Here is a 20861-nt window from a genome sequence, read left to right as displayed (position 1 = left end):
CGCGTCAGTACGTCACCAACACCGTGATCGTGTCGCTGTAGCTGCCGACCGTGGCGGTCTGCGGCGCGACCCGGCCGTACACGGTCAGCGACTGGCCGGTGCCGCTGCCGGTGCCGCTGAGAGTGTCGCTGTTGAGCGTGTTGCCCCAGCGCTGGCTGCGGGCGCCGTCGCGGTACAGCTCGTAGGGCACGAACTGGCCGCTGCCGTTGGCCATGCGGCGCACATTGCCGCTGGCGTGCAGGCCGTTGTTGAGGCCGATCTGCCACGGGGTGCGGCCGGTGCAGACCAGGCCGATGCTGGTGGTCTGGTCGATGTTGCCGGTGATGAAGCCGGGCGTACTGCCGAAGCCCAGCGCCGGCACGGGCTTCGGGGTCAGGGTGCAGGCGTTGGGCACCGAGCCGTTGACGGTGAAGGGGAAGCTGCTGGAGGTGCCGGCGCTGCCGCCTGCGGTGCAGGAGGTCGGCATGGTCGCATTGCCGAGCAGCACTTCGTCGTAGCGGAATTCGATCTTGGTGTCGGCGGCGGCGGTGAAGCGATTGAGGTAGGTGCCGGCATTGAGCCCGCTTTGCGCCGGAATGCGGCCGTACAGGGTCGCGGTCAGGGTCTGATTGCCGCCCAGCACCGGCACCGAGTAGTTGAATTGCAGCGGCAGGAAGTTCGGCACGGTGGCGTTGCCGCGCGCGCCCCAGATCGCGCTGCGTCCGGCATCGGTGTAGAGCTGCATCTGCAGCGGATCGCCGAAGCTGTTGATCATCCTGCGCGGATTGAGCGTGCCGCCGCCGTCGGTGCCGCTGAAGATGCTCACGCACATGTTGACCTTGGCGTTGGCCAGTAGCGACAGGCCGAAGGTCGAGCAGGTGACGGTCAGCGTCGCGGTGGCGTCGACCACGCCGCCGTTGCTCGGAGCGAAGTTGAGGTCGGTCATCGAGGCGCTGCAGGTGGTCGCCGCGCGCGCCGCCGGCGCGATCGACAGCGACAGCCACAGCAGCGCGAGCGCGACGAGCGTGCGGACCGGGGCGTTCATCGCGGCGCCTCCGCGCGGCACGTCAACGGACCGATGCGGGCGATGCCGTCGCTGCCGTCGGCGTGAGCGAAGCGCGCCTGGCAGATGCGGCCGTCCGGCGCGGTCGCGCGCAGGCGGTTGTCGTCCTGCAGCGCTTCCAGATAGGTCTCGCCGTCGTAGCCGACCCAGGCGTCTTCGCCGTGGTCGCTGCGCACCCGGCTGCCCGGCGGCAGCGGTCGGCCGGCGGCGTCGTGCAGCACCACCACCGCGGCGCGGACCGGGGTCAGGCCGAAGCGCACCACCGTGCCGGAGCGGTCGCGCGGCGTGGCCTGGGCTTCGACCCGATCGACCCGCCACTGCGCCGGCAGCGCCATCGGGTCGATGCCGAGGCGGTTGCGCTGCCAGGCGTTGAGCGGGGTCACCAGCAGCATGCCGTCGGCGTCGGTGCGGCCGATCGGACGGTTCTCCAGCAGCACCGGCACGCCGGCGACGCCGTCGGTGGAGACCACCGCGAAGGCATCGCTGACCGAACGCGCGGCGAAGGTGTGGCCGCCCATCCACACCCATGCGCCGCTGCCGCTGGCGTAGGCGTAGTCCTGGTCCGCGACGCGCGCGACGCCGAGGCCGAAGCGGCCGACCGAGTTCAACCAGCCCAGTTCGGCCAGCCCGCCTTCGGCGCCGTCGCCGCCGCGCGCCTGCAGGCGCCAGCCGAAGCCGCCGTCGCCGGGCACCGGCTGCGAAACGTCCAGCATCGCCTGATCGCGGCCGCGATCGCGCTGCAGCGATGCCGCCAGGCGGGTGCGTTCGCCCAAGTCGAGGCTGAGGCCGAGGTAGGCGCTGCGGTCGGAGGCCAGATCCAGGTTCTGGTTGTAGCTCAGGCTCAGGTGGGCGCGGCCGCCGAAACTGCGGCTCCAATGCAGGCCGGCGTAACGCGCCGGCGCCTGGCGGCGGCCGTCTTCGTCGCGATAGGCCAGGCGCACGTAGTTCAGGCCGACGCTGCCTAGGTGCTCGTCGTTCCAACTGAGCAGAGCGCGTTCGCTGACCCGCGCCGGACCGAGGCCGTAGCGCGAGGCCAGGTCGCGGTAGCCGCGCTCGGCGCGGCGGCTGTCGAGCGAAACATTGAAGCGGCCATTGCCCCAGTTGTAGGCCGCGGCGTACTGCCAGCCGCTGCGTTCCCAAGGCCGGCCGTCGCGCGCGTCGCGACCGTGCGCGAGCGAACCGCTCAGTACGCCGGCGCGGCCGAGCAGGGCGACCGCGCCGAATCCGGCGTTGGCGATGCCGTCGCCGCCTTCGCCGTGCGCTTCCACGGTCAGGCGGTCGCTCAGGCCGTAGCGCAGTTCGGCGCTGGCCAATGCCGAATCGCCGTAGGAGAACGACTGTTGCGCATAGTCCTCGCGTGCCAGGCCCAGGCTCAACGACCAGTCGGACAGGCCGCGCGCGAGCAATTGCTGCGCGGCGTAGAACGGGAAGTCGAGTTGGCGGGTGCGGCCGAAGGCGTCGGTGATGACGATCTGGGCGCTGCCGGCGCCGCTGATGCCGGGCACGGTAGCGAGCTGGAACGGGCCCGGCGGCAGCTCGCCGCTGTACTGGCGCAGGCCGTTGACGTACAGATCCACCGCCGACGGCACCGCGACCTCACCGGCGAAGGTCGGCAGCGGGGTGGTGATGCGGTACGGCTGCAAGCCGAAATCGCGGCCCAGGCGCAGGCCGCCCAGGCGCAGCGGCCGGGTCCAGTCGAGCCGGCCGCTGACCACGTCGCCGACGCTGAGGCTGAGCATCGAGGCCGGTGCCGACCAGCGCCAGGTGCTGTCCAGGCGCACCGAGTCGGTGCGACGCGGTGCGTCCTCGTTGCGGTAGTGGCGGGTCGCGACAGTCTGGCTGAACACTCCCGGGCCGAGACCGAACGCGCGCAGTTCGGCATAGGCAGTGACGTTGTCGCTGCGCCGGTCGCGGCTGGCGTAGAGGTCGTAGTTCAGCAGCAGGCCGGGCGAGGCGGTGGCTTCGGGCAGGTCCAGGCCGGGCTGATTGAGCCGGGTGGTGGCCAGCGACAGCTGCGCCAGCGGCGCGTCGATCGCGACCCGTTGCAGTGCGGCGTCGTAGCGCACGACCACGCCGGCTAGGCCGTCCACGGCGACGACCTCGGCCGGGTCGCGCTCGGCGAGAACGAAGCCGAGCGCGCGCAGGGTGGCGACGCTGGCGTGGAGGCGGCCGCTGCGCAGCTCGAACGGTTGCGGCGTCCCGTACGGACCCTGGTTGAGGCTGACTTCCAGATACAGCGGCATGCTCGCGGCCTGGGCTTCGCCGGCACGGGCGAGCAGCGGCGGCGGCTCCGCCGCATGCATCGGCTGCATCGCCGCGAGCAGGCCGGCCGTCATGGCATCAGCGAGCCGGCGGGTCCAGCGCCAGGGCCTGCTCGGTGGGTTCGCCATTGATCCTCGCTTTGAGGGTGCCGGGGCCGCGCAGCAGCTCGGCCGGAGCGTTCAGCGGCCAGCGCACGCGTTGGCCGGGCAGGGCGTAGCCGAGCAGGCCGGCGGCGATCGGGTGGCGCCGCTGTTGCGCGTCGACGAACACCAGATCGGCCACCTGCGCGTGCCGGCGGCCCTGGTTGAGCAATTCCAGGCTGGGGCGGTCGGTTTCGAAGCGCAGTTGCGCGCTCAGCGCCGGCGCGATCGCCGGGTCGCCGGCCGGGGCCAGGAACACCGGCACCGAATAGCGCAAGACGAATTGCAGCCCGGGCTTGCGCTCGCCTTCGGCCGGCGGCAGTTCGTCGACGATCAGGCGATAGCTTTCCTCCTCCGCCGGCGGCGGGCCGAGCCGGATCACCCGCACCAGTTGGCGCGCGCCGGGCGCCAGCTCGAGCATCGGCGGGCTCACCGCCAGCGCGCGGCCGGGTTCGAAGCGCTCTTCGCCGTCGGTCTGGACCCAGCGGAAGACTCGCACCTGGGCCTGCAGCGGCCGGTCGCCGCCGTTGATCAGCCACAGCCCGTCGGCCTGGCTGCGCGCGCTCAGGGTCAGTTGAGTCGGGGTCAGTTGCAGCCCGCCGGCGCCGGCGGCCGGCGCGAGCGCGAATCCCGCCGCGCAGCACAACGCTGCGGCCAGGCCGCGGACGGCGGTGGCAGGCCGACGGCCGCGCATCGGCGCCCGGTCAATAGGTGATCGTGGCGGTCACCACGTCGCTATAAGTCGCAGCGGGAAAGTTGGCGCTGGGGGTCCTCCCGTAGACCGGGATGTTCTGCGCCGCGCCGGAGCCGGACCCGGCCAGGACGTTGCCGCCGCTGCCGGTGGTGCTGCCCCAGACGTCGCCGGACCCGCGCGCGGCGGCGCGGTAGAGCTGGTAGGGCACCTCGGTGGTGCCGTCGCTCATCTTGCGGCTGTTGACGTCGCTGCCGTTCTGGCCGTTGTCCAGGGCGATGGTGTAGGCCGTCCCGGGCGTGCAGGTGACGACCAGTTGGCCCTGCGCATCGACATTGGTCGCGGTCGAGGCGACCGAACCGAAATTGACGTCGGTCGGCGCGGTGGCGCTGATGGTGCAGCTGCTGGTGATGGTGATGGTGACGTCGAAGGTGGTGCTGTCGTCGGCGGCCAGCGCGGGCGCGGCGGCGGCGAGCAGGGCGAGGACGGCGACGGAACGGAGCGAGGCGGAACGCATGGATCGGTTCTCCTTGCGCGGATCGCGCTGCGGGCGTGCCGGCGAGGCTGCCGGCTAAACTCATACAACGCAGAAAACATGCCAATACCGGCACCATAGCCGGCCATAAACGGACACAAGGAGCCGCCGGTCACAGGCGGCGGTCCTGTGCCTGTTCAGTCCCGATAACGTGATTTAATTCACGTATTTACATTTGGGCCGTTTGCGCGAAAAGCCGACACGACGCGGCAACTAGTGCGCGTCGCCGTCGCTGTGATCCCCGATCCGCTTGTGTCGGTCCCGGCCCACGGCCAAGATGCCGGTCCGCGACTGGGGAGCCGCACCCGATGACCATCGTCCGACGCGCCTGCGCCGCGCTACTGCCGACCGCCGTGCTGTTGGTCGGTGTGCTGGCGGCGGTCGGCTGCGGCCGCGCGCCGTCGCCGCCGGAGCCGGTCGCGACCCAGCCGGTGCAGGCGGTGACCCAACTGGTCGCCGACCTGCGCCGCAACGACCTGGAGGCCTATGCCCGCCACGCCGTGCCGGCGCCGCTGCACGCGCGCCTGGAAACGGCCTGGAGCGAGGGCCGCACGGTCTGGCCGCTGACCGAACTGCCGCTGGACGACCGCTTCCCCAGCTTCATCGCCGCCTTGGCCGCGCAGGACGCCGAACGCACCCTGGTCGCGACCTACCGGCGCCAGTTCGCCGGTGCCGACGCCGAACTGCGCTCGGCGGCCAAGACCCTGGGCCTGTTCGCGACCCAGTACGTACGCAACGAGCCCGGCTACAGCGAGACCGAGCGCGACCACCACGCGCAGTTGATCGTCGCGATCAGCGCCTGGGCCCAGACCGCGCCGCTGGGCGACTCCAAGCGCGCCCGCGAGGCGATCCCGCAGCTGGTCGCGGCCGCGCGCGCGACCGGCCTGGCCGCACCGGACGCCTTCGCCCATGCCGGCATGGACCGCAGCCTGCGCCGGCTGGGGCCGTTCGTGGAACGGCTCAAGCGGGTGCTGACCGGCTACGGCCTGGACCTGGACGCCGCCCTGGGCAGCGTCCAGGCCAGCCTGGCCGAGCAGACCGGCGACACCGCCCGGGTGCGGATCCGCTACCGCCTGGCCGGCGAGGCGGTCGATGCCTACGTCCTGGTTGAGCGCCGCGACGGCCGCTGGTACCTCAGCGACCTGCTGCGCCATGCCGAGGCCGAGGCCGACGCGCCGGCCAAGCCGCGGGCCGCACCGGCCGCGGGCGCGCGTGCCGGCAAGGCCGCGGCACCGGCCGCGACCGCCGTACCGGCGCGCTGAACCGCCGCGTCGCCGGCCGGTGGCGCCGCCGCAGCGGGTCAGGCGCGCGCCGAAGCCGAATAGGCATAATGATTCGGATGCCGAAACAAACGCCCCTGCCGTTCCCCAATGCCCAAGCGGGCGACCCGGCCGAACCCGCCCGCTCGGCCGAAGCCCGGCCGCCGGCCGACCAGGCCGCCGACGAACCCGCTCCCGTCGCGTCGCCGACCTTCGAACCCGCTGCGTCCGACATCGCTGCGTCTGCGGCCGCCTCGCCCGAGAGCGACGAGCCGGCGGGCGAACCGGCGCCGATGGAAACCGCTTCGGACGAGCCCGTAGCGGCCCGGCCCGCCGTGAGCGCGGCCCCGGCCGGCGCCGAGCCGCCGCCGTCCCAGCCCGAGCTGCCGATGAGTGCCGCGACCCTCGCCCTGCGCCCGGCCGCTCCGGCGGCGCCGCGACCGTGGTGGGCGCGCCTGCTCGGCAAGCTGATGGCGCCGTGGGTGTCGATCAGCATCGAGCCCAAGGACCCGGCCGAACACGTCGCCGAAGAATGGGACGGCCGCCCGGTCTGCTACGTGCTGGAAGACTACGGCCTGTCCAACGCCCTGATCCTGGAACGCGCCTGCCGCGAGGCCGGCCTGCCGTCGCCGCTGCAGCCGCTGCCGGGCGACCCGCTCGGCCGCAAGCGCGCCTACGTCGCCCTGTCGCGGCGCCACGCCGGCACCCTGGCCCCGTCCGGCCCGCCGTCGTCCAAGACCCACTCCGGCTCGTTGGCGCGCCTGCTGCAGGCGCATCGCGCCGACCCGGCGCTGGACGTGCAGCTGGTGCCGGTGTCGATCTTCGTCGGCCGCGCCCCCGACCGCACCAGCGGCTGGTTCTCGGTGCTGTTCTCGGAAAACTGGACCCTGGTCGGCCGCTTCCGCCGGCTGCTGGCGATCGCCCTCAACGGCCGCCACACCACGGTCCGCTTCGCCCCGCCGGTGTCGCTGCGCGGCATCGTCGCCGAAGGCCTGGAGCCCGAGCGCACGGTGCGCAAGCTCTCGCGCGTGCTGCGCACCCATTTCCGCCGCATCCGCGCGGCGGTGATCGGCCCCGACCTGTCGACCCGGCGCATGCTGATCGACCGCGTGCTCGCCGCCGATCCGGTCAAGGACGCCATCGCCGACCAGGCCAAGCGCGACAACAGCAGCAACGCCGACGCATGGAAGAAAGCCCATGCGATGGCCTACGAGATCGCCGCCGACTATTCGCACCCGGTGGTGCGTTCGGCCAGCTTCCTGTTGACCCCGGTGTGGAACCGGATCTACCGCGGCGTGCTGGTCCACCACCTGGACAAGCTCAAGCAGGCCGCGCCCGGCTACGAAGTGGTCTACGTGCCCAGCCACCGCAGCCACCTCGACTACCTGCTGCTGAGCTACCTGCTCTACACCAAGGGCATCGTGCCGCCGCACATCGCCGCCGGCATCAACCTCAACCTGCCGGTGGTCGGCACCATCCTGCGCAAGGGCGGCGCGTTCTTCCTGCGCCGCAGCATCCGCGGCAGCGCGCTGTACTCGGCGGTGTTCTCCGAATACGTGGCGCAGCTGGTCGCCGGCGGCTATTCGATCGAATACTTCATCGAGGGCGGACGTTCGCGCACCGGCCGGCTGCTGCCGCCCAAGGGCGGCATGCTGGTGATGACCGTGCGCGGCTTTCTGCGCCAGCCGACCCGGCCGGTGCTGTTCCAGCCGGTCTACATCGGCTACGAGAAGCTCATGGAGGGCAACAGCTACCTCGACGAGCTGTCCGGCAAGCCGAAGGAAAAAGAATCGATCTGGCAGCTGTTGTGGGGCATTCCCAAGGTGCTGCGCTCCAACTATGGCCAGGTGGTGGTCAACTTCGGCGAGCCGATCCGGCTTAACGACTTGCTCGCCGAGCATGCGCCGCAGTGGACCGGCCAGCCGATCGGCGAGGACGACAAGCCGGCCTGGCTGTCGGACACCGTCGACGCCCTGGCCGAACGGATCCAGGTCAACGTCAACCGCGCCGCCGACGTCAACCCGATCAACCTGCTGGCGCTGGCGCTGCTGTCCACGCCCAAGCACGCGATGGGCGAAGCCGATCTGCTGGCGCAGATCGCGCTCAGCAAGACCTTGCTGGCCGAGCTGCCGTATTCCGACCGGGTCACGGTGACCCCGCACACGCCGCAGGAAATCGTCGCCCACGGCGAGGAGATCGGCGTGCTCGAGCGCGTCGCCCACCCGCTCGGCGACGTGCTCGGCGTCGACGGCGAAGACAAGGCGGTGCTGCTGAGCTACTTCCGCAACAACGTCCTGCACCTGTTCACCGCGGCCTCGTGGATCGCCTGCTGCTTCCAGCACAACCGGCGCATGAGCCTGGCCGGCGTGCTGCGCCTGGGCCGCAGCGTGTATCCCTTCCTGCAGGCCGAGCTGTTCCTGCCGTGGAGCGAAGACGAGTGGGCGCAGCGCCTGACCCGCACGGTCGAGGTATTCATCCGCGAAGGCCTGCTGGAGCGGGTCAGCGACGACGACGGCGGCATCCTGGCCCGCAACGCCGGCCAGACCGACGAGGTGTTCCGCCTGCGCGCGATAGGCCATTCGCTGCAACAGGCCTTCGAGCGCTACTACATCGCCATTTCGGTGCTGGTGAAGAACGGCCCCGGCACGCTCTCGGCCGGCGAACTGGAAAGCCTGTGCCAGCTCGCCGCGCAACGCCTGTCGCTGCTGTACGCGCCGGCAGCGCCGGAGTTCTTCGACAAGACCCTGTTCCGCGGCTTCATCCAGAAGCTGCGCGAACTCAAGCTGGTGTGGCCGGACAGCGAGAGCAAGCTGGCCTTCGACCAGCGCCTGGACGCCTGGGCCAAGGACGCCAAGGTCATCCTCGGCCGCGAGCTGCGCCACACGATCGAGAAGATCAGCCCGGAGATGGCGGCGAAGCCGGAGCCGGAAGGCGCGGAAAAAACCGCGGCTTCGTCCTGACCCGGCTTGCGCCGCTCCCCCAGCAGGAGCGACGCAAGCCGCGACCACGGGACGCGCAGAGAAATCAACGCCTTCGTCATTAATCGAAGCTCAAAACCCTCGCGGGGGTAGGAGCGGCGCAAGCCGCGACCGCGCGCTCTCCCGCTCGCCGCGTCTTTGTCCTGGGCCTCCTGTAGGAGCGGCGTAAGCCGCGACCGCGCTCTTGCGGTCTCACGGCGTTTGTCGTTCGCAGGTCTCTGAAGCTCTTGAGTTCTAGAGCTCTAAAGCTCTAAAGCTCTAAAGCAAAGCTTCCGTCCGCAAGCGGCCGGGTCACTTTCTTTGTCCTTTGTCCAAGGCGACAACGTCCTACTGGATGACCTTCGGTCAAAAGTAACCAAAGAAACGCCATGGCCGTTTCGGATCAAGAGCCACTATGGGACGCAGCTGACGCGGGGCTGCTCCGCACAGGCCCTCCCTGGCCTGGCTGCGCACGGCCCGCCTCCCTGTGGGCCGCCCTTCGGGGTGTCAGGGTGTTCTCGCGAGTTCGATGCGGCGCCAAGCTCTTTACGGCAACGGCAACGGCAACGGCAACGGCAACGGCAACCGCAACCGCAACCGCAACCGCAGAGGCAACCGCAGAGGCCGCGTGAGGACGCGATGCTTCGGCCGGCCAGGGGCGCCTGATACCCGTCACTGCCAACCGCCGCGTTCGCCGGGTACCATCGCCTCCGACTCTGCCCGGTTGCCGTCGATGTCCACGTCCACGTTGTCCCTGCCGACGCCCTCGGCGACCACCGTCGCTTCCGACGCCGCTCCGGCGACGGGCAACGCCTGGCTCGAGATTCCGGCGCTCACCGCGCGCCTGCTGTGGCGGCACTGGCCGGCGCTGGCGTTCTGGTTCTTCGCTCAGCGGGTCTGCTACGACTTGCTGATGGACCTGGCGGTCAAGCTCGGCGAGCGCTCGGTGCTGCTGTCGTTCGCGGCTCTGTCGGTGCTGATCGTGACCCAGCTGGCCGGCACCATCCTGATGTTCCAGTCGCTGCGGCCGTCGCTGCCGATGCTGGCCGGCGGCACCCTCACGCCGGACACCAAGGCGGTACGCAAGCAGTGGATCACCGCGCTGGCGATCGCGATGTTGCCGTTCTTCGCTTACTACGCCGGTTGGGGCCTGCTGGAGGACCTGCGCCGGCAATTCCGCACCGAGTACGTGTTCAGCGTCTGGGAAAAGGAAAACCTCAACCAGGTGCTCAAGCTCAAGGGCCTGTGGATCGCGCTGGCGGTGGCCTGGGCGGTGCGCTGGTTCAGCAAGCGCCGCGCGACCGCCAGCGGGCACGCGCTGTGGAACGTGATCGCGACCAGCTGCGAGGCCTACTGGGTGTTCGTCGGCGTCGCCGCGATCGCGCAGTTGACCAAGCTGGCCCAGGACTGGTGGCACGAGCGGGTGGTCTACGTCGCCGTGACCACGTGGTGGGAAAGCCCGACCGCGTTGTACAAGACCCTGGCGCCGACCAAGCGCGGTCTGGCGCCGCTGTGGGAGTTCTTCTCCACCGCCGCCGGCGCGGTGGCGCTGCCGCTGATCTGGCTGGCGATCACCGCGATCGTCTACGGCATCGACCTGCGCCGCGCGCAACGCCTGGACGCCGCCGACGAGGCATTGGGCAAGGTCACCCAGCGCTTCAAGTCGATGCACTTCACCCTGCGCATGCTCGCCGACAAGGCCAGCGCCGGCTGGACCAGCAAGGGCGTGCCGGTGGTCAACAGCCTGCGCCTGGTGCTGCGCGCGGGTTTGCCGGCGTTGCTGACCCTGTGCGTGTGCTGGCAGTTGCTGGCCTACCTCGATTCCTGGTCGTGGCGGCTGATGACGCTGTGGATCGGTCCGCAGGATCCGGACTGGCAGCGGGTGATCGGCCAGCCCTGGGCGGTGTTCCTGACTACGCCGCTGTCGTTCCGTACGTCGTTGCTGACCGATGTGCTGCGGGTGGTGCTGTTGGCCGCGACCTTCGATCGCGCCATCGCCCGCTTGCCGCGCGAAGGGTAGGAGCGGCGCAAGCCGGGATCACGGTACGCGCAGAAAACCCAACGCCGACGCCATCGATCGAAGCCCGAAACCGTCGTGGAGTAGGAGCGGCATCCCCACAAGGATTTCCTTCGGCCACAAGCCTCGACCGCCCTCCATCACTCTCGCCGCGTCTTTGTCCAAGGCCCCCTGTAGGAGCGGCGCAAGCCGCGACCGCCATCCATCACTCTCGCCGCGTCTTTGTCCAAGGCCCCCTGTAGGAGCGGCGTAAGCCGCGACCGCGCTCGTGCGGTCTCGCGGCGTTTGTCGCTCGAAGGCCTCAAAAGCTTCAACGCTTCAAGCAAAGCTTCCGTCTGCAAGCGGCCGGGTCACTTTCTTTGTCCAACGCGACAACGCCCTACTGGATTTCCTTCGGTCAAAAGCAACCAAAGAAAACGTGGGGGGGGGTTCGAGTCAAAAGCCACTATAGGACGGAGCATGCGCGGGGCTGCTCCGCACAGGCCCTCCCGGGCCTGGCTGCGCACGGCCCGTCTCCCTGCGGGCCGCCCTCCGGGGCTCAGGGCGGTCTCGCGAGTTCGAGGCGGCGCCAAGCTCTTCACGGCAACGGCAACGGCAACGGCAACGGCAACGGCGGACTCGGTGCTCCGGCTATGCCGGGCAGAAGCGGCATAACCGCGATGTTCTCGTTCGCCGCCGTGCATCACAGATCGCCCGGGGGCCGGGGGCGGCAGACTGTGACCGATCCGACCAAGGCGTGGGCCGACCTGGCGTAGCGTGCCGTTGTCGTCGATCGCGGCCGGACGATGCGCCGGCGTGAATCGCGCGTCGCGCGTCCTCGCCCACCTTGCCCGTCGGAGTGTCCGTCATGACGTTCTCGCCGTTGCTGCGTTTCGCCGGCCTGTGCCTGCTGGCGATATCGTCCGCCCAGGCCGCGGTGCCGGCCCATTACATCGTGTTCGAACGCGACGCCCAGGGGCGCGCCGAGCCGGTGTTCTACACCCAGGTGCAACTGGCCGACGGGCAGCACGACCGCGCCGGCGCGCTGGCGGTCGAGCGTGGGGTCGAACGTATCGCCTACCGCGCGCTGCGCAACGGCGCCAAGAGCGCCATGGCTTATGAAGCACGACAGGCGAACTTCCTGCGCGCCGAGTTCGCCCGCGATCCGCGGTACGGCGACGGAACAATCGAGTCGCATCCGCTGCTGCGCGATCCGCATCGCGCCTTCGTGGTGCGGGTGCCGTTGGCCGATGCCGATGCGATCGAGTTCGGCGAAGGCGCCGGCCGGACTGCGCAGCGATTCGATCTGCGCGCGCTGGCCCTGGACGCGTCGCGGTTGCGGTTGGCGGCGACGACCGTGTCCGCCGGCGTATCCGGCGCGGTGGGCGACAAGGCGCTCAACTCTGCCAATCGGCTCGATATCCTGGTGCTCGGCGACGGTTACACCGCCGCCGAGCAAAGTCTGTTCGCTGAACATGCCGCCGCTTTGAAGACGGCGATGTTCCAGGTCAGTCCGTATAAGGAGTACCAGAGCTTCGTGAACTGGCAGGCCGGCTTCGTCGCCTCCGGCCAGTCCGGCGCCGACCACCCGCCGTATCAGGCCGGCTGCACCGGCACGAACTGCTGCGCCGACAGCGCCGCGCGCAGCGACCCGCGCGCCGGCCGCTTCGTCGCCACCGCGCTGGACGCGACCTTTTGCACCAGCCAGATCCATCGCCTGCTGACCGCGCGTTCGTCCAAAGTGATGGCCGCGGCGGCGGGCTTTCCCGATTGGGACAAGATCATCGTCACCGTCAACGACCCCGTCTATGGCGGCGCGGGCGGCTCCTATGCGGTGCTGTCGGCGCACTCCAGCGCCGCGTTGATCGCGATCCACGAATTCGGCCACAGCTTCCACGGCCTGGCGGACGAGTACGAAACGCCCTATCCCGGCTTCCCGGCCTGCAGCGACGTCGGCGGCAGTGTGCCCTGCGAAGCCAATGTCACCAACCAGAGCAATGCCAGCCTGGTGAAGTGGCGCAGCTGGTTCACCCCCGGTTTGCCGATTCCGACGCCGGACGGCACGGCCGGCACCGGCCTGTTCGAAGGCGCGCGTTATCGCAGTGCCGGCATGTACCGGCCGGTCGATGCGAGCTGCCTGATGCGCGCGCTCGGCACCTCGTTCTGCCCAGTGTGCCGGCAGGAGTACGTGCGCAAGCTGTATCGCGGCGGCTTCGGCTCGCCGGCGGCCGGCATCGACCTGATCGAGCCGGGCAGCGAGTCGCCGGTGCCGTCGGCCACCGTGAACTACGTGCGCGGCAGCACGCGCCGGTTCTCGACCCGCTTGCTGCGGCCCGGCGCCGGCACGCTCGGCGTGCAGTGGTATCTCGATGGCGTGGCGATCCCCGGCGCGACCTCGCCCAGCTACGACTTCGTCCAGACCGCGACGACGCCGGCGACCCGCACCCTGGAATTGCGCGTGACCGACCGCACCGCGTTCGTGCAGCCGTCGATGGCCGGCGATCTGCTGCGGCACCAGCGGCGTTGGACGATCCGGGTCGGCAACGCGGCGCGCACGCTGGCGCAGGTGCGCTGAGGCGCGGCCGCGCGATGTCGCGACGCCCGCGCGTCGTCATGGCGCTGTAGCAGCGGCGTCCCACTGGGTTTTGCTTCGGCCGCACGCCGCGCCCCACCGACGTATCCAAGCGCAGCAGCCGAAGCTCGGATAAGCGGGCTCGTGCCAAAAAACACCGCCGATAGCCCCGGCGCTCATCGCCTGCATCGAACCCCTCTCCCGCGAGCGGGAGAGGGGGGAGGGCGGGCCACGACAGGGCGGCAAATGGCCCGGACGCCGAGCGCAGACCGCGCTTCCGATCGGCTCGCCCCGTACCGCCCGAGGTCGGGCGGCGACGCGGCATTCACCGCTGCGGTGATCGCCGCTGGCGACCGAAGGAGATTCCCGTGGCACGCCGCTCCCGCGTGGCGTCACCCCAGCGGTACGCGCGCGCAGACCCAGGCTTCGACGCGTCGCGCGCCGGCGCGGCGCAGGGTGCGTGCGGCGGCATGCAGGGTGGCGCCGGTGGTCATGACGTCGTCGATCAATACCGCATGCGCCGGCGCCGGGCCGCCGTGCCAGGCGAAGGCGTCGCGCAGGTTGCGCCGGCGTTGGCGCGCGTCCAGCCGCGATTGCGCGGCGGTGTCGCGGCAGCGCCGCAGGGCGCCGTCGCGCACGTCCAGGCCGAGCCGGCGCGCCAGCGGCCGGGCCAGCTCCAGGGCCTGGTCGTAGCCGCGCCGGCGCAGCCGGGCCGGGTGCAGCGGCACCGGGATCAGCACCGGCGGCGGAACCGCGCCGAGGTCGCCGGCCTCGGTGGGCGCCGCCGTGCCGGCCCCGGCGAAGGCCTGCGCCATCATCGTCGCCAACAGGCGGCCGGCGGCGAGGTCGCGGTGGAACTTGAAGCGCGGCAGCAGGCGATCCAATGGCGGCCGGTACAGGCAGGCGGCGCGGACCCGGTCCAGCGGCGGGGGGCGGCGCAGGCAGTCGCCGCAGACCGGAGCATCGCCCACGACCGGCAGGCCGCCGTGCGTGGGCCGCTCGCCGAGCGCGGCGCCGGCGCGATCTCCGCACAAATCGCGCGATGGGCCGGCAATCGCCGCCAACGTGCCGTCATCGCCGCCCAATGGCATCGCTGCTGGCAGCGGCAGCGGCAGCGGCAGCGCGCAGCGCAGGCAGGCCGGCCCCGCGTGCGGCCAGTCTGCGGCGCAGGCCGGGCACAGATCGCAGCCCGCCGCGGCAGCCTCGCGACAGACCAGGCAGTGTGCCGGCCACAGCGCCCAGCCCAATCGCCGCCAGAGACTGTCAACTGGAACGGGCAGGGCGCGGTTGACAGTCTGGGTCATGCTTCCCAGACTGCCGGCTCCGACTCGCCCCTGCTGTCGGTGCGTTCCTCTGCCCGCCGTCAGTGAAGTCCCCGCTGTGGAGCCAGCCCTAGTGCCAACGACCCCGCTTCGCCACGATTGGTCCCGCGCCGAAGTGCGCGCCCTGTTCGACCTGCCGTTCCCGGAATTGCTGCATCGCGCCGGCGCCGTGCACCGCGAGAACTTCGACCCGGCCGAGGTCCAGGTCAGCACGCTGTTGTCGGTCAAGACCGGCGGCTGCCCCGAGGACTGCGCCTACTGCCCGCAGGCCCAGCGTTACCACACCGGGGTCGACGCGACCAAGCTGATGAGCACCGAAGCGGTGCTGGAAAAGGCCCGCCAGGCCAAGGCCGCCGGCGCTTCGCGCTTCTGCATGGGCGCGGCCTGGCGCTCGCCGAAGGACCGCGACATCCCCAAGGTCGCGGCGATGATCCGCGAAGTGAAGTCGCTGGGGCTGGAGACCTGCGCCACCCTGGGCATGCTTTCCGGCGACCAGGCCCAGGCGCTGAAGGCGGCCGGGCTGGACTACTACAACCACAACCTGGACACCGCGCCGGAGTTCTACAACGAGATCATCCGCACCCGCGAGTTCCAGGACCGCCTGGACACGCTGGAGCACGTCCGCGACGCCGGCATGAAGACCTGCTGCGGCGGCATCGTCGGCATGGGCGAATCGCGCGAACAGCGCGCCGGCCTGCTGCAGACCCTGGCCAACCTGCCGGCGCACCCGGATTCGGTGCCGATCAACCGCCTGGTCCAGGTCGAGGGCACGCCCCTGGCCGGCACCGCCGAGCTGGACCCGTTCGAGTTCGTGCGCACCATCGCGGTCGCGCGGCTGATGATGCCCAGGTCCATGGTCCGTCTCTCCGCCGGGCGAGAAGCCATGAGCGACGAACTGCAGGCGCTGTGTTTCCTGGCCGGCGCCAACTCGATCTTCTACGGCGAGAAGCTGCTGACCACCGGCAACCCGGACACCGAGCGCGACCTGGCCCTGTTCGCCCGCCTGGGCCTGCGGCCGATGCAGATCGTGGAGACCGCGGGCACCGTCCATGCGAGTATTGAGGAGCATCTCGAGCCCCCGGTCGAGCCCGTCCACACCTGCGCCGCCTGAGGCGGCGGAGCTATCGCAATGAGCAGCCAGCGACCCCTTTGGCGCGAACGGATTCAGGCGGCGCACGACCAGCGCGTGGCCGAGGCGCGCACGCGCCATCACCGCGCGGTCGCTCATCGCGACGGGGCCCGCTGCGAAATCGACGGGCGCTCGCTGCTCAACTTCTGCGGCAACGACTACCTCGGCCTGTCGCAGCACTTCGCGGTGATCAACGCGTTCCAGGACGCGGCCTCGCGCGAAGGCGTGGGCGGCCTGGCCTCGCATCTGGTCTGCGGCCATCACGCCCAGCACGAGGCCCTGGAGCGCGAACTGGCCGACTGGCTGGGCTCGCCGCGCGCGTTGCTGTTCGGCAGCGGGTTCATGGCCAATCTGGCCGCGGTCCAGGCCCTGCTCGGCGAAGACGACGTCTGCGTGCAGGACAAGCTCAACCACGCCAGCCTGATCGATGCCGCGCGCCTGTCCGGCTGCCGCCTGCGGCGCTATCCGCACGCCGATCCCGAAGGCGCGATCCGGCAGCTGCGCAACGTGCCCGATGGCCTGGCGATGCTCGCCACCGATGGCGTGTTCAGCATGGACGGCGACATCGCGCCGCTGCGCGATCTGGCGCTGGTGGCGCGCGCGCAGAAGGCGCTGCTGTACGTGGACGATGCGCATGGCGTCGGCGTGACCGGCCCCGACGGCCGCGGCACGGTCGCCGCGGCGCGCTTGTCGGCGCAGGAAGTGCCGCTGCAGCTGGCGACCTTCGGCAAAGCGCTGGGCAGCTACGGCGCGGCGCTGCACGGCGATGCCGACCTGATCGGCCATCTGGCCGAAACCGCGCGCAGCCATCTGTACACCACCGCGTTGCCGCCGGCGCAGGCCGCGGCCACGCGCGCGGCGCTCAAGCTGGCGCGCAACGATCATTGGCGGCGCGAAAAGCTCAGCGAGTTGACCGCGCACTTCCGCGAACGCGCGGCCAAGCTCGGCCTGGAGCTGCTGCCTTCGTCCACGCCGATCCAGCCGGTGGTATGCGGCAGCGACCGCCGTGCGCTGGCGATGGCGCAGGCGCTGGAGCAGCAAGGCTACTGGGTCGCGGCGATCCGCCCGCCGACCGTGCCGGACGGCCGCGCGCGCCTGCGCGTGACCTTCTCGGCGCTGCATACGCGCGAGCAGGTCGACGGCCTGATCGAGGCCTTGGCGCGCGCCGCCGAACGGGTCGCGATCGAGCGCAGCGACGACGCGCCGGCCGCGCCGGCGACCGCGGCCCGATGAGCGCTGCCGTACCGCCGGCCGCGCGCGCCGAAACCGATCTGGCGAAGATGCTGGCCAGCTTGCAGATCGACGTGCGCGAGGGCGAGTACGTGTTCGTCAGCGCGCCGCACTGGGAGGCGCTGCCGCGCGAGTTGGCCCAGGCCAGCATCGTCGAGGCCGAAGGGCCGACCTGCGTGCTGCGCCGCGAACACGCCGATGCGCACGGCCTGGGCTACGACTTCGTCGCCGCCTGGCTGAGCCTGCGGGTGCATTCGGCGCTGCAGGCGGTCGGCCTGACCGCGGCGGTGGCGCAGGCGTTGGCGCGGCACGGCATCGCCTGCAACGTGTTGGCCGGCTATCACCACGATCACCTGTTGGTGCCGACGGCACGGCGCGAGGACGCGATCGCCGCGCTGCTGGCGCTGCGCGGCGACGCCGCGCCGGCACCGGCCTGATTCGCCCCGCAACGACCGCCGCAGCGTCCGGACCGAACCGGATCGGGCGCCCGGCAACGAAACGACGCATTACGGATTCTCCATGTACATCCAAACCACCGGCGCGGCGCCCGACAGCGGCCGCCCGGCGCTCGTCCTGATCCACGGCTGGGCCATGCACGGCGGCTTGTTCGCGCCGCTGGCCGAGGCGCTGGCCGACCACTGCACCCTGTATCTGGTCGATCTGCCCGGCCACGGCTACGCCCGCGACGATGCCACGCCGCTCGACCCCGGGGCGCTCGCGAGCGAATTGGTCGGGCGTTTTCCCGACGCCTACTGGCTGGGCTGGTCGCTGGGCGGACAGGTCGCGTTGCGCGCCGGGCTCGACCATGCCGCGCGCGTGCGCGGGCTGATCCTGGTCGCCTCGTCGCCGCGTTTCGTCACCGGCGAGGACTGGCCGCACGGCGTCTCGCCGGAGTTGTTCCGCAATTTCGGCCGCGCCTTGAAGAGCGACTTCCGCGGCACGCTGGAGGGCTTCCTCGCTCTCGAAGCGCTCGGTTCCAGCAGCGCCCAGGACGACCTGCGCTGCCTCAAGCAGCGCGCGTTCGAGCGCGGCGAGCCGGCCGAGCGCGCCTTGCAGGAAGGCCTGGCGCTGCTCGACGGCTTCGACGTGCGCGGCGAACTGCCCGGCTTGCGCGTGCCCAGCCTGTGGATCTCCGGTCGTCGCGACCGGCTGGTGCCGGCCGGCGCGATGCCCGCCGCCGCGGCGCTGGCGCCGCAGTCGCACAGCGAAGTCATCGCCGGCGCCGGCCACGCGCCCTTCCTCGGCGCCACCGCGCAGGTCGCGCAGTTGCTGCGCGAGTTCGTCGCGCCGGTTCGCTCCAACGCCGCACAGGCCGTGTGTTCGCCATGACCGATCTGTTCGACCATCGCCAGGTCCGGCGCTCGTTCTCGCGTGCCGCGCACGGCTACGACGGCGCCGCCGCGTTGCAGCGCGAAGTCGGTGCGCGCTTGTCGGAAACCCTGGACTATCTCGACGACCGGGTGCCCGAAGTGGTGGTCGACGTCGGTTGCGGCCCCGGCCATCTGACCGCGGCGATGCAACAGCGCTGGCCGCGCGCGCAGGTGATCGGCCTCGACCTGGCCCTGCCGATGCTGCGCGAGGCGCGCGGCCACGCCGGCAGCGGCAGTTGGCGGCCGCGCCTGCTCGGCGGCCCGCGCCGGCCCGACCTGGTCTGCGCCGACGCGCGTGCGCTGCCCCTGCGCGATGCCAGCGTCGACGTGCTGTTCTCGAATCTGTGCCTGCAGTGGGTCGAGGACCTGCCGGCGGTGTTCGCCGGCTTCCGCCGCGTGCTCAAGCCCGGCGGCCTGTTGTTGGTATCGACCTTCGGCCCCGACACCTTGTTCGAGCTGCGCGGCGCCTTCGCCGAAGCCGACTCGGCGCCGCACGTCAGCCTGTTCCCGTCGATCGCCCAATTCGGCGATGCGCTGATCGCCGCCGGTTTCAAGAACCCGGTGCTGGACCGCGATGAGTTCGTGCTCGGCCATCCCGACCTCGGCCATCTGATGCGCGAATTGCGCACGCTCGGCGCGACCAATGCGATGAGCGACCGTCGCCGCAGCTTGACCGGCCGCGCCCGCTTCGCCCGCGCCGCGCAGGCCTACGAAGCGCTGCGCGGCGGCGACGGGCGCCTGCCGGCGACCTGGGAAGTCATCTACGCCCATGCCTGGGGCCCGGCGCCGGGCGCGCCGATCCGGGTCGGCGGCGTCGACGAGGTGCAGGTGCCGGTGTCCAGCATCCGCGTGCGCCAGCGATGAGTGCGCGCCGCCACGCCCTGTGGGCGGTGTTGATCGCGCTGGCCTCGGCGCTGTTCTTCACCTGCACCTACGTGCTCAACCGCGCCGCCGCCACCGCCGGCGGGCATTGGGCGTGGACCGCAGCGCTGCGCTATCTGTTCACCCTGCCGATGCTGTTGCTGGCGATGCCGCTGCTCGGCGGGGTCAAGCCGGTGTGGAAGGCGATCCGCGCCCATCCCTGGCCGTGGCTGCTGTGGAGCGGCATCGGCTTCGTGCTGTTCTACGTCTGCCTCAGCTACGCCGCCGCCAGCGGCCCCTCGTGGCTGATCGCCGGTACCTTCCAACTGACCGTGATCGCCGGGATGCTGTGCGCGCCGTTCCTGTACCGCGACGCGCGTGCGCGGATTCCGCTGCCGGCGCTGCTGGTCGGCCTGCTGATCGTCGCCGGTGTGCTGATCATGCAGTTCGGCCACGGCGGCGGCCGGCTGGATCGCGCCGGCTGGATCGCGCTGCTGTGCGTGGCGGTTTCGGCCTTCGCTTACCCGTTGGGCAATCGCGGCCTGCTGCTGCATCTGGAGCGCAGCGGCATCGAACTCAACGCCACCCAGCGCGTGTTCGGCATGACCCTGGCGAGCCAGCCGCTATGGTGGGCGGTGGCCGCGTATGCGGGCGTCCAGGCCGGTGCGCCGCCGCCGGGACAGCTGTGGCTGGCGGCGGGCGTGGCCCTGGGCGCGGGCGTGATCGCGACCGTGCTGTTCTTCCAGGCCACCGGCATGGTGCGCAACGAGCCGACCGCGTTGGCCGCGGCCGAGGCGATGCAGGCGGCGGAAATCCTGTTCGCGACCGTGATCGGCGCGCTGTGGCTGGGCGAGGCCTGGCCGCAGGGCCGGACCCTGGCCGGCGCCTGCCTGGTCGGGGTCGGCATCGTGATGTTCAGCGTGGTCGCCGCGCGCGCCGCGGCCGGCAACGAACGCCGGGTGAAGCAATTGCGCAGCGACCGCGGCGGTTGAGCGCCGCGCCGGGCCGCGCGGCGCTGCTCAGGCGCCGACCTGGGCGGTCCAGTCGCCGAGGTTGTAGTAGTTGCTGACTCGGCGGATGCGGCCGTCGGCGATCTCGAAGAAGGCGCCGCCGGGCAGCACGTAGCGTTGCCCGCGCGCTTCCGGCAGGCCCGGGTCGGTGACCAGGTACTCGCCATGGACCACGTACTCGGCCGCGGCGCGGGCGCCGTCGGGCGCGGTCATCACCACGACGTCGCGCAACTGTTCGCGGTAATGCCGGGCCATGCGCTGCAGGAACGCGGCGAAGGCCGCGCGGCCGGTTTCGCGCGGCCCCTGGTTGAGATCGTGGGCGACGTCGTCGGCGAGGGTGGCGAGCATGCCGTCCCAGTCGCCGCGGTTGAACGCGGCGTAATAGGACAGCACCAGCTCGGTGGCGCGGTCGTCGCGGCGGGTGCCGTCGATCTTCATCGGAACTCCAGGCGGTGCGGGGCCGGCGGACATGATCGCCGATCCCG

Annotated in this window: 16 protein-coding genes; 10 read left to right on the top strand and 6 right to left on the bottom strand. The window is 71.2% G+C overall.

Features of this window, described 5'->3' with window-relative positions:
* Positions 1-4: 4 nt before the first annotated feature.
* Genes V2J18_RS21650 through V2J18_RS21635 form a run of 4 tightly spaced genes read right to left on the bottom strand, consistent with a single transcriptional unit; the run spans position 5 to position 4652 of the window.
* On the bottom strand, positions 5-1024 hold the full coding sequence (locus V2J18_RS21650; protein ID WP_336132861.1) for a Csu type fimbrial protein: 1020 nt from the start codon (positions 1022-1024) through the stop codon (positions 5-7).
* Complete coding sequence (locus V2J18_RS21645; RefSeq protein WP_336132860.1) at positions 1021-3378, bottom strand: fimbria/pilus outer membrane usher protein; 2358 nt, start codon at positions 3376-3378, stop codon at positions 1021-1023. The genes V2J18_RS21650 and V2J18_RS21645 overlap by 4 nt, the downstream gene beginning before the upstream one ends.
* Positions 3379-3382: 4 nt before the next feature.
* A complete protein-coding gene (locus tag V2J18_RS21640) occupies positions 3383-4138 on the bottom strand; it encodes a fimbrial biogenesis chaperone (protein ID WP_064747487.1) in 756 nt (251 codons plus the stop codon).
* A 10-nt stretch (positions 4139-4148) separates the two neighbouring features.
* Positions 4149-4652 (bottom strand): Csu type fimbrial protein, encoded by a 504-nt coding sequence (locus tag V2J18_RS21635; RefSeq protein WP_064747485.1) that lies wholly within the window; start codon positions 4650-4652, stop codon positions 4149-4151.
* 326 nt (positions 4653-4978) lie between these two features.
* Between V2J18_RS21635 and V2J18_RS21630 the strand changes: the two genes are divergently transcribed.
* The 4 genes from V2J18_RS21630 (at position 4979) to V2J18_RS21615 (ending at position 13457) form a co-directional block, all read left to right on the top strand.
* Positions 4979-5932, top strand: a complete 954-nt coding sequence (locus V2J18_RS21630) for a hypothetical protein (RefSeq protein WP_336132859.1) — start codon at positions 4979-4981, stop codon at positions 5930-5932.
* A 290-nt stretch (positions 5933-6222) separates the two neighbouring features.
* The gene (plsB, locus tag V2J18_RS21625) at positions 6223-8889 is read left to right on the top strand and encodes a glycerol-3-phosphate 1-O-acyltransferase PlsB (RefSeq protein WP_336133155.1); all 2667 of its coding nucleotides are present in this window, start codon (positions 6223-6225) and stop codon (positions 8887-8889) included.
* Between the two features lie 730 nt (positions 8890-9619).
* The gene (locus V2J18_RS21620; protein WP_064745991.1) at positions 9620-10906 is read left to right on the top strand and encodes a hypothetical protein; all 1287 of its coding nucleotides are present in this window, start codon (positions 9620-9622) and stop codon (positions 10904-10906) included.
* Between the two features lie 844 nt (positions 10907-11750).
* The gene (locus tag V2J18_RS21615; RefSeq protein ID WP_064745990.1) at positions 11751-13457 is read left to right on the top strand and encodes a M64 family metallopeptidase; all 1707 of its coding nucleotides are present in this window, start codon (positions 11751-11753) and stop codon (positions 13455-13457) included.
* A gap of 389 nt (positions 13458-13846) precedes the next feature.
* On the opposite strand, the gene V2J18_RS23190 is transcribed toward V2J18_RS21615, so the two are convergent.
* Complete coding sequence (locus V2J18_RS23190) at positions 13847-14758, bottom strand: ComFC family protein (RefSeq protein WP_425606087.1); 912 nt, start codon at positions 14756-14758, stop codon at positions 13847-13849.
* 91 nt (positions 14759-14849) lie between these two features.
* On the opposite strand from V2J18_RS23190, the gene bioB reads away from it, so the two are divergent.
* The 6 genes from bioB (at position 14850) to V2J18_RS21575 (ending at position 20358) form a co-directional block, all read left to right on the top strand.
* On the top strand, positions 14850-15887 hold the full coding sequence (gene bioB, locus V2J18_RS21600) for a biotin synthase BioB (protein ID WP_425606086.1): 1038 nt from the start codon (positions 14850-14852) through the stop codon (positions 15885-15887).
* An 18-nt stretch (positions 15888-15905) separates the two neighbouring features.
* Entirely contained in the window at positions 15906-17138 is a 1233-nt protein-coding gene (gene bioF / locus V2J18_RS21595; RefSeq protein ID WP_064745987.1) for an 8-amino-7-oxononanoate synthase, read from the top strand.
* Positions 17135-17572: an ACT domain-containing protein gene (locus V2J18_RS21590; RefSeq protein ID WP_064745986.1), complete on the top strand. Its 438-nt coding sequence runs from the start codon at positions 17135-17137 to the stop codon at positions 17570-17572. The genes bioF and V2J18_RS21590 overlap by 4 nt, the downstream gene beginning before the upstream one ends.
* An 82-nt stretch (positions 17573-17654) precedes the next feature.
* A complete protein-coding gene (bioH, locus tag V2J18_RS21585; RefSeq protein WP_336132858.1) occupies positions 17655-18464 on the top strand; it encodes a pimeloyl-ACP methyl ester esterase BioH in 810 nt (269 codons plus the stop codon).
* A complete protein-coding gene (gene bioC, locus V2J18_RS21580; protein ID WP_064745984.1) occupies positions 18461-19369 on the top strand; it encodes a malonyl-ACP O-methyltransferase BioC in 909 nt (302 codons plus the stop codon). The genes bioH and bioC overlap by 4 nt, the downstream gene beginning before the upstream one ends.
* Complete coding sequence (locus V2J18_RS21575; RefSeq protein WP_064745983.1) at positions 19366-20358, top strand: multidrug resistance efflux transporter family protein; 993 nt, start codon at positions 19366-19368, stop codon at positions 20356-20358. Before bioC ends, V2J18_RS21575 begins: the two co-directional genes overlap by 4 nt.
* A 27-nt stretch (positions 20359-20385) precedes the next feature.
* Here V2J18_RS21575 and V2J18_RS21570 read toward each other — a convergent pair whose 3' ends face one another.
* Positions 20386-20814, bottom strand: coding sequence for a ketosteroid isomerase-related protein (locus tag V2J18_RS21570; protein WP_336132856.1), 429 nt, complete (start codon positions 20812-20814; stop codon positions 20386-20388).
* Positions 20815-20861: the final 47 nt, after the last annotated feature.

Origin of the sequence: Lysobacter firmicutimachus, from assembly GCF_037027445.1 — a bacterium.
Lineage (GTDB): Bacteria > Pseudomonadota > Gammaproteobacteria > Xanthomonadales > Xanthomonadaceae > Lysobacter > Lysobacter firmicutimachus.
Note: the sequence above shows the minus strand (reverse complement) of the source record. Positions and strands in the feature narration are given on the sequence as shown.